The sequence below is a fragment of the Halochromatium sp. genome (assembly GCF_054919635.1).
Genome location: NZ_JBUDPI010000209.1, coordinates 1 through 6727, shown reverse-complemented (window position 1 = coordinate 6727; position 6727 = coordinate 1). Strand labels below are relative to the sequence as shown.

Annotated in this window: 5 protein-coding genes; 4 read left to right on the top strand and 1 reads right to left on the bottom strand. The window is 63.1% G+C overall.

Features of this window, described 5'->3' with window-relative positions; translation table 11 throughout:
• Positions 1 to 330 (top strand): hypothetical protein (locus tag ACY693_RS12655; protein WP_462322187.1); only part of this gene is annotated, 330 nt, incomplete at its 5' end.
• On the opposite strand, the gene ACY693_RS12650 is transcribed toward ACY693_RS12655, so the two are convergent.
• Positions 313 to 3408, bottom strand: a complete 3096-nt coding sequence (locus tag ACY693_RS12650) for a CheR family methyltransferase (protein WP_462322186.1) — start codon at positions 3406 to 3408, stop codon at positions 313 to 315. The genes ACY693_RS12655 and ACY693_RS12650 overlap by 18 nt on opposite strands.
• A 332-nt stretch (positions 3409 to 3740) precedes the next feature.
• Here ACY693_RS12650 and ACY693_RS12645 point away from each other — a divergent pair, with 332 nt between their 5' ends.
• The 3 genes from ACY693_RS12645 to ACY693_RS12635 form a co-directional block, all read left to right on the top strand.
• A complete protein-coding gene (locus ACY693_RS12645; protein ID WP_462322185.1) occupies positions 3741 to 4670 on the top strand; it encodes a glutathione S-transferase family protein in 930 nt (309 codons plus the stop codon).
• A gap of 94 nt (positions 4671 to 4764) precedes the next feature.
• A complete protein-coding gene (locus ACY693_RS12640) occupies positions 4765 to 6513 on the top strand; it encodes a carboxylesterase/lipase family protein (RefSeq protein WP_462322184.1) in 1749 nt (582 codons plus the stop codon).
• 55 nt (positions 6514 to 6568) lie between these two features.
• The coding region (locus tag ACY693_RS12635; protein WP_462322188.1) for an AAA family ATPase at positions 6569 to 6727 on the top strand (159 nt) is incomplete at its 3' end.

Here is a 6727-nt window from a genome sequence, read left to right as displayed (position 1 = left end):
AATCCAGACCCCGACTGGCAGAAGACGCATGATGGCGGCCGACCGGCGCTCTTGCTCGGCGAGGCTCTGCGTGCGCGCTTCCACCAGTTCCTGCAGTCCATTGCGGTGGCGCTCGAGCTCTTCAGTCAGACGCTTGTGGCCGGTAATATCCTGGATCGTACCGCGCAGTCCTTTGGCATGGCCGGCAGCGTCAAGCACGGCTTCGCAGCGAATCCGAACCCAAATCGCCGTGCCCCCGAGCGCGACTTCCAGATCCATCGTACAGCCGCTTCCGGTGCGCAGGGTCTCTTCGCGGGCCGCCTTCAGCCGCCGCTAAACAGGCCCAGGTAAAGAGCCTCCAGCACTCGGTTCCTGACCAAAGATGCCCAGCAGCTCTTCCGAACCGCTGAGCCGATCGGTTGCGCAGTCCCAATACCAGTTTCCGAGCCGCGCGAGACGCTGCGCCTCCCGGAGCTCCGCCTCCTTTTCGCTGAGCCGCGCCGCGCTCGCAACCAGCTCGCGTTCCGCGGTCTTGCGGTCGGTGATGTCCTCGACCGAGGCCAGCGTACAACGCTGGCCGTCCATCTCGATGCTGCTCAGGCCGATCGCGACATCGAAGCGCGAGCCATCCTTGCGTTGACCCTGGATATCGCGGCCGCGGTCCATCAGACGTCGCTGGTCCGGCATGGTCTGGAACCCCTCGCGATGTGCTTGATGTCGCGCACGCAGTGCATCAGGAACGAGTCGATCGACCGATTCCCCATCCAGCTCACCCGCCTCGTAGCCGAAGATCTGCTCAAGCGCCGGGTTGACCAGCAGGATCGTGCCACGCGCGTCGGCCACCAGCATCCCCTCCATGGTGGCCTCCCAGACCTGACGGAACTGCCGCTCACTGCTGGTGCGGGCGAGTTCGTAACGGTGCAGCTCGCTGATATCGGAAAAGGTCAGCACGACGCCGGCGACCTCGCCCAGCTCGTCGCGATAGGGATCGATCCGCATCAGGTAATGAAGATCATCCTGATGCACCGGCTGCGCCTGGGAGTCACCTGAGTCAATCACTGCCTGCAGGCGCTCGCGCAGATCGGGCAGTCTGACCTGAGAAGGCATGACCGCAAGGTGATCACCGATGTCGCTCTCGCCGATGCCGAAGATGCGCACCGCAAGCGCATTGAAGCGCATGATCCGTCCATCGCGGTTGACCACGATGAGGGCCGTGCGGATCGACTCTTGGATGTTGGTCAGGGTGGTGCTGAGCTGGGTGGCTTCATGGGTCTTGACGCGCAGCTCGTCGTTGAGGGTGGTCAATTCCTCGTTCGAGGACTGAAGCTCCTCGTTGGCGGTTTGCAGCTCTTGAGTGGAGACAGTTTTGTCTTCGCGCAGCCATTGCAGCTCCTCGTGTGCAGCCGCGAGCTGCTCGAGGAGCGCGCCCAGGCTGTCCTGAGTCTCGTCGCGCTCGCGGCGCAAGCGCGCGATCTCAGCATCCCGTGGGTCCTCGCTGCTCTCCGATTCGCCCGGGCCTGATGGCGATGCGCTATCGTCGATGGGCTGCTCCTTGAGGACGATCAGAAAGGCGCCGGCCGGCAGCTCGCTCGAAAGCTCGAGACGGCGCGCCATCGGCGAGATGCGCAGTCTCTGCTCGTCAATGACCAGCTCGAGGCTGATGCCATGCAAAAGGTCTCGTTCCTCTTGCAGAAAGCGGTAGCAGAGCGCTTTCAGCTCGAGACCGAGCTCAGGGCGACAGAGCGCGAAGAGGGAGAAATCGGAGGTGTCCTTGGGCAAACTGAAATAGCGCCGGGCGTTACCGAAGAAATGCAACGGCTCAAAGCGCGTGTTCACCAGCACTGCAGCGAGCCCATGGGCCTGGAGCAGTGCGTCCAAGACGGCATCGCGGATCGGATCGCCGGCCTGTTTCGGATGACGCTGCAAGCGTCGTGACGCAGCGGTCGGCATCGGCAGCGCATAACGCCCCTGCCCGGGCGGTTGAGACGGCACTGCGCGGCGTCGATAGAGCTTATTCAGGGCATCGATCGGCTCGAAGAAATGGGCATCGATACCAGCCGACTCGGAGCGCCCAGTCAGGAATAACCCACCGGGCTGGAGGGCATAATGAAAGGTCTCCAGGCACTGTGGCTGCTGCTCGGGCCGGAAGTAGATCAGCAGGTTGCGACAGCTGATCAGGTCCATGCGTAGGAACGGCGGATGGCGAAGCAGGTCGTGGACACAGAAGATACAACGCTCGCGCAGAGACTTATCCACCCGCCATTGGCTGCCCTGTTTAGTAAACCAGCGCTCACGCCGATCGGCATCCAGTTGGCTCAGCGACTCGCGCGGGTAGAGGCCGGCGCGCGCGGTCTGGATCGCATGCGGATCGACATCGCTGGCGAAGATGTGGATATTGAAGTCCTCGAAGCGCTCGCCGAGGATCTCATGCAGCAGGATCGCGAACGAGTAGGCCTCTTCACCGCAGGCGCAGCCCGCAATCCAGAGACGAATCGCATCGCCCTGTTCTTTGTCACGCAGCCGCGGACGGAGCGCTTGCTCCGCCGCGGCGAACGCCTCGGGATCGCGAAAGAAGCGCGAGACGGCCAGCAGGAAGCGCCGCTGCAGCTCTTTCAGCTGCTCGGGACGATCCTTGGCATAGTCGAAATAGGCCTGCAGCGAATCAAAGCCCAGCCCCTGATAGTGCCGGGTGGTTTGGCGGAACAGCGTCGCGTCTTTATAGCGGTCGAGCTTCAGCCCAGTGAGCTCGGAGACGCGCTTGATCAGCTCATTGAAGAGATCGCCCGGGGAGCTCTGGTCAGGCCTGTCCTCGTCGCTCAAGGCGCTGATTCGATTAAGCCAATTGACGATCTGCTGGGTCTCACCTGAGCGTACCTCAGGTGAGAGCCGGAGCACTGCAGTCGGCATCTCAGATGCGCGCGCATCTGCGGGCGACTGCACGATGACCTGTCCGCCCGCCGCGAGCACGGCCTCACAGCCTTCAGCACCATCCTCGCCGGTGCCCGATAGGATCACCGCGCAAGCCCGCTCTCCAAAGGCCTCCGCAACCGAGCGCAACAGCCGATCGATCGAGGGCACCTCGGGAACGGCTGGGTCAGGGTCACGGATGACGAGCTGGCCATCAATGACCTCCAAATCACGCCCAGCCGGACAGACATAGAGATGATCGGACTGCAAGGGCATCTCGGATTCGGCGAGCCGAACCTCGAGATCCGTCCGCGACGCCAGGAGCTCGGGAAGGCGAGTCTGCTGATCCGGCTTCAGATGCTGCGCAAAGAGGTAAGCCGACTGGCCGTGGCGCCCAAGCCCGCTGATGATGGCGCTTAGATGCGGCAATCCCCCGGCTGACGCACCAATGGCAACCAGATAATCGGGGCGATCATCGGGTCGCAGGGCATCGGATGACGCGTGGCTATCGCGAGCACCCATCGCCTCAGCCCTGCTTGACGGGCGAGCGGACGAGGGCCCCCTCGACAAAGCGCGAGTGCAGTCCATGCCAGCTCCGCACCTGTTCCTCTGAGTCCAACGAGAGGGCGCGGAGTCGATCGACAGGAATCCTTAGTCGCATGATCAATCCTCATTGACATCTTGTTCCGAGGGCGAAGCTAGCCATAGGTCAGGGTGTGGGTCAAGCCCCAAACCACCCCGGGTTCAGGGCCATCGAGGCCCATCCGAGCGTGAAAATTGCCGCGCCAGTGCCAACCTCAGAACCAAACTCAGAGCCAACCTCAAAGATCACCACCGAGCGACGGAGCAAGATCATGGCAGCAAACAAGAACGGCGAATTCATCCGCTGGGAATCCGGCTTTCGCCATTGGGTCACCGCGGACGGCAGCCCGGGACCCTCCGGCGAGGGCGGTTTCCCGGCCGAGCCCGGTCGCTACCACCTCTACGTCTCCTATGCCTGCCCCTGGGCCCATCGCACGCTGATCCTGCGCTCGCTCAAAGGGCTTGAGGCGCTGATCAGCGTGTCGGTGGTGCATCCGCTGATGCCGCCCGAGAGCTGGGTCTTTGGCGAGTACCCGGGCGCGACGCCGGATCATGTGCACGGCTTCGACAAGCTGGAGCAGCTCTACCAGCAAAGCGCGCCGGGCTTCGATGGCGTCGTGACCGTGCCGGTGCTCTACGACAAGCAGCGCCAAACGATCGTCAGCAACGAGTCCGCCGAGATCATCCGCATGCTCAATAGCGCCTTCGACGCCTGGGGCAACGCCGACCTTGATCTCTATCCGGCAGAGCTACGCGCCGAGATCGACGCGATCAATGCGCTGGTCTATGACAACGTCAACAACGGCGTCTACCGAACTGGCTTTGCGACCACCCAAGCCGCCTATGAAGATGCCTTCGACAAACTCTTTGCGACCCTCGATCAGCTAGAGGCAAGGCTGGCGACCCAGCGCTATCTGGTCGGCGATCGCATCACCGAGGCCGATTGGCGCCTGTTCACCACCCTCGTGCGCTTCGATCCGGTCTATCACGGGCACTTCAAGTGCAATCGTCAGCGTCTCGTCGACTATCCGAACCTCTGGGCCTATACCCGCGAGCTCTATCAGGTGCCCAGCATCGCCGAAACCGTGAACATGGACCACATCAAGTTCCACTACTACGGCAGCCACAAGCAGATCAACCCGACCGGCATCGTCCCCAAAGGCCCGGCGCTGGATTTCAGCGCGCCCCATGGTCGATGCTAGGAGCGCACGGGAACCGCCATCTATGAGAGAGCACCAGAGCCGTCGGCGAGGTTGCGGCCGACGCGATCGGCTGTCAGAGTCGGCGCTCTCTTCCATGAGCCTGGAATGCAACATGCCACGTTTTGCGGCCACCCTCTGCTTGCTTTCGGTCGTTGGGGTCGCCTCAGGCGAGGCGCCGGCGACCGACCTCGACTCAGCTAAGACCGACGCAGCCCTGGAGAACAGCTGCACGACCGCCTCTGTGCGAACCAGCAGCGGCCTGTTCTGTGGCCTGGAGCAGCAGGTTGAGAGCCAGGCCAATGGCGGGGCAGGCCGCAGTGTCATCGCCTTTCTTGGTATCCCTTATGGCGAGTCGACCGCAGGGAGCAATCGTTGGGCGCCGCCCGTGCCCTTTACGCCCAAGTCGATCGCACCCACTGATGTACCGCAGTCAGCGACCCGGTTCGGCCCCAGCTGCCCGCAAGCGCTCAAGCCGGGCGTCCAGCTCGATTTGAGCGAAGACTGTCTGAGCCTCAACATCTGGACGCCAGTTCCGCCCGACGAGGTCGCCAGCGCTGACCCGCTGCCGGTGATGATCTTCATCTACGGCGGCTCGTTCGTCGATGGCAACAGCAGCAACCCCCTCTTCGACGGCCGCCATCTCGCCGCCATCGGCGACGTGGTGGTGGTCACGCTCAACTACCGCCTAGGAGCGCTCGGCTTCCTGGCCGGGATCGATGGCCTGAAGGGAAACTACGGCCTCATGGATCAACGCCTAGCGATGGAGTGGGTGCGCGACAACATTGCCAAATTCGGCGGCGATCCCGAGAAGGTCACGATCTTCGGTCAGAGCGCCGGCGCCATGTCCGTCGGGCTGCATCTGATCTCGCCGGCAAGCCAACCGCTCTTCGCCGCCGCGATCATGGAGAGCAACCCCTATGGCATCCCCTACAAGTCGCTCGATCTTGCCGCGCATTTCGCCTCGATCCTCCAAGCCAACCTCGGCTGCGAGCGCGAGGGGCTGACCTGCCTGCGCGGCAAGCCGTTCGAGCACCTGGTCGCCCACCAAGCGGCCGGCATCATCCCGATGATCTCGATCCTGTCGGGCTTCGCCACCGAGCTGGTCTGGGCGCCGGTGCTCGATGGCGAGCAGGTGCCTGCCCAGCCGAGCGCCAGCGCCATCACCAAACCGGCCATCCTCGGCACCACCCTCAACGAGGGCCTCATCTTTGCCGTATCGCAGCAGACCCGCTTCGGCGGCACCAAACCCCAAGTGCTCAAGATCGAATATGAGCTGATGCTGGACCTGATGTTCTCCGTCGACATCGCCAGACGCATCGAGGCCCACCCGCGCTACGCCCCGCGCTCTGGCGATAACACCAACATCATGTCACAGCTCATCACCGACTATCTGTTCACCTGCGCCAACCGCCACGTCTTGTCGCAAGCCGAGGCTCCGGTCTGGGCCTACCAGTTCCGCCATCCGCCGTCCTTCAACATCTGGCCCGATATCGCGCCCTGCGCACCGGCGACGAACACAGTCTGCCATGCGGCGGAGCTGCCATTCGTCTTCGCCAACGCCGACACGGCAGAGATTCAGGCTGACCCCAAGCCGCACCAGCTACAGCCCAGCGAACAACAGCTGAGCCAAACCCTGATCGATTACTGGACCCGTTTCGCCAAACAGCAAAACCCGAATCCGGCTGGCGATTCCGACTGGGCACCCTTTAGCACGACATCGCCGACCCGCTTCATCCTTGACCTGAAGACCGAGAGCAAGACCGATCTCGACGCCAATTGCGACTTCTGGGATGAGATCGGCTACGACAGAGCCGGTTTCCTAGAGCGCGTCCGCAAGCTCTAAACAAGCCTTTCTCCAAGGCCGCGGTGCGGCCTACGATCCTCGCCCACCGCCGTTCATCGGTATCGAAGAGCCGGAGAACTTCCTGCACCCAAGGCCGCTGCCGGAGCTGGCCGAGGAATGTCGCGCGGCGACAGCCGCGACGCAGCTGCTCGTCACCACCCATTCGCCGTTTTTCTCAAGGCGCTGCGCCCCCAACAAGCGCGGGTGCTCTGGC